Origin of the sequence: Variovorax soli NBRC 106424 (assembly GCF_001591385.1) — a bacterium.
GTDB classification, from domain to species: Bacteria; Pseudomonadota; Gammaproteobacteria; order Burkholderiales; family Burkholderiaceae_C; genus Variovorax; species Variovorax soli.
Window position 1 is genome coordinate 1 of sequence record NZ_BCUU01000208.1, and the last position, 2,251, is coordinate 2,251.

General features: G+C 73.1%; 1 protein-coding gene and 1 pseudogene. Both read right to left on the reverse strand.

Annotation, left to right across the window (positions count from 1 at the left end; translation table 11 throughout):
* A partial coding sequence (locus tag VSO01S_RS26310; protein ID WP_068645694.1) for a caspase family protein occupies nt 1-1,891 on the reverse strand: 1,891 nt, incomplete at its 3' end.
* 2 nt (nt 1,892-1,893) lie between these two features.
* Nucleotides 1,894-2,251 (reverse strand): annotated as a pseudogene (locus VSO01S_RS27655) (hypothetical protein); the annotation flags it as partial.

A 2,251-nucleotide genomic window follows, 5' to 3' on the forward strand; every position in this document is an offset into this window, starting at 1 on the left:
CGGCCAGCACCAGCAGGCGGCCGCCGCGCTGCGCATTCAGCCAGGGCAGCTCGAAGCGCTCGTGCGCGGGCTGCTCGCGCGTGCCGCGTTCGAAGCGGTTGGTCTCGCTCATGGCCGGTGGATACACCTGCCGGATGGCGCCGCCGGCCTCCACCCCCACCACCACCAGGTCCACCGACTGGCCGCTGCCGTTGCGCACGACAAGCACGCTGCGCTCGCCCGGCGCCAGCGCCGGTTGCGAGCGGGCCTCGGCGGCCGGCGTGCTGCGCATCAGCTTGTCGCCGGCCCAGGTTTCCACAACCGCGTCGAAGCCGTCGAGCCGGCCGCCCTGCGCGAGCTGGTCCAGCCGCGCAAACCACTTGAGCTGCGCCAGCGCCAGCAGTTGCTGCCGCAGCGCCTGCGCATCCGGCGGCGCATACGGCTTGCCGCTGTCGTCGGCCAGCGCCGCCAGCTCGGGCGACAGGACCTCCAGCGCAGCCTGCCCGCCCCGGTCGACGATGCGCACATCCGCATCGCCGCTGCGCAGCACGCGGATGCCTGCCGGATAGGCGAGGCTGAGCCCCGCCGGAACGCCCGCACCCGACGCGGCCTGCACCCGCAGCACCACCGACGGCGGATCGTCCACCGGCGAGACCGCCCACAGGGCCGCGCTGTTCTGCTCGGCCAGTGCGGCCGGCACCGGCGTGCGCGCGCTGGCCAGCTCCACCTGCTCCAGCCGCGTGATGCCGATGCGCTGCGTGCCGTCGGCCAGTGTGGCGACCACACGCACTTCCTGCTGCGGCTCCAAGCCGTCAAGCTGGCCCACGTTCAGCGTCAGCTGCGATCCGGCGCGCCGCGCCGGCCAGGCTGGCCGGGTGGACTGCGGTGCGGTGCTGGCCGCGAACAGCGGCGCGTCCAGGTTGCCTTCGGCCACCGGCGAGGGCAGTTCGCGCTGCGGATAGCGCGCCTCCAGCTCGTTGATCACCGGGGCATAGAGCGACACCACCTGGTTGAACAGGTCGCGGAAGCTGGCGGGCTGGCGCCCCATCGCCTCGGCCACGGCCCAGGTCAGCAGGCCCTGCGGCCGCGCGGTGCGGTCGCCGCGCGGCAGGCGCAGCTCGGGCGTGACCTGGTGGCTCTCGGAGGCGAAAAAGGCCACGTAGCGTGCCCGCGGCACAGGCGGCTGCGGCGGTGCGGACATGTCGACGGAAGCAGAAGAAGACGACGAAGCGCCGCCGGCCGCCAGCTGGTCGGCCTGGATGCCGCGAAAGCGCACCTCGTCATCGGCTGGCTCTGCTGCGGCTGCAGCGGCGCTGCCGCCGCGCGGAACGCCCCGCGTCATCGAAGTGGCGGAGCAGGTGTCGAACACCGACCAGACGAAGACGCCCTTGGCCATGAAGGCGCGGATCCAGCCGTCGAAATCCACGTCGCGCAGGCTGCCAGTCAGCGGCATGCCGCTGCCCCCAGCGCCAGGCGACAGTCGCGCATCGCGCGCCAGGAAGTTCTCGGCCAGGCCGTCGGGCTCGGCATAGGCCTTGGCCGCATCGCGCACGCGGGTGCCGTGGCCCGAGAAATACAGCAGCACGAAGTCGCCGCTTTGCGAGCGCGCCAGCAACCGTTGCAGCGCATCGCGGATCTGGCGCGAATCGGGCAGCGCGGCGCCGCCCACGCCGTCGGCCAGCACCGTGACGTCACCGGCCGCAAAGCCGTGCTGCTGCAGCACCTGCCGCATCAGGATCACGTCGTTGCGCGGCGCCGAAAGCCAGAGCGACGAGGGCTGGCTGGCCAGTTCCGACACGCCCACCAGCAAGGCGCGCTGGGCCGCATGAACCGGCGCGCCGAAAAACACCAGCGGCCCCGCCAGCAGGGCCGACAACCAGATCAGCAGCAAGCGACGCGTGCAGGCAGCCATGCCTAGGGCGGCCCCACCGACGCCACCAGCGGCGAAGCCGACAGCGCCGTGGTGCTCTCGTTCACGTCGGGCACCCGCAGGTACCAGGTGCCCTTGTCGTCGGGGCCGGCCACCACGTCGGCATCGATGGAGCGCAGCAGCTGCATCGATTGCTGCACGGTCACGCCCTGCTTCCACACCACGCCCAGGTCGGCCGAGGCGCCCGCCGGCGCAACCGGCACCGAGCGGAAGCGCACCTCGTCCTCGCCCTGCTGTGCCGCGTCGCCCCCGCCCCAGAGCGCCACGTTCTGCACGACCACCACCAGCGCCAGCACAGCCAGCGCCGGGCGCGCCCAGGCATCGCCGGCGAACCACCGGCGC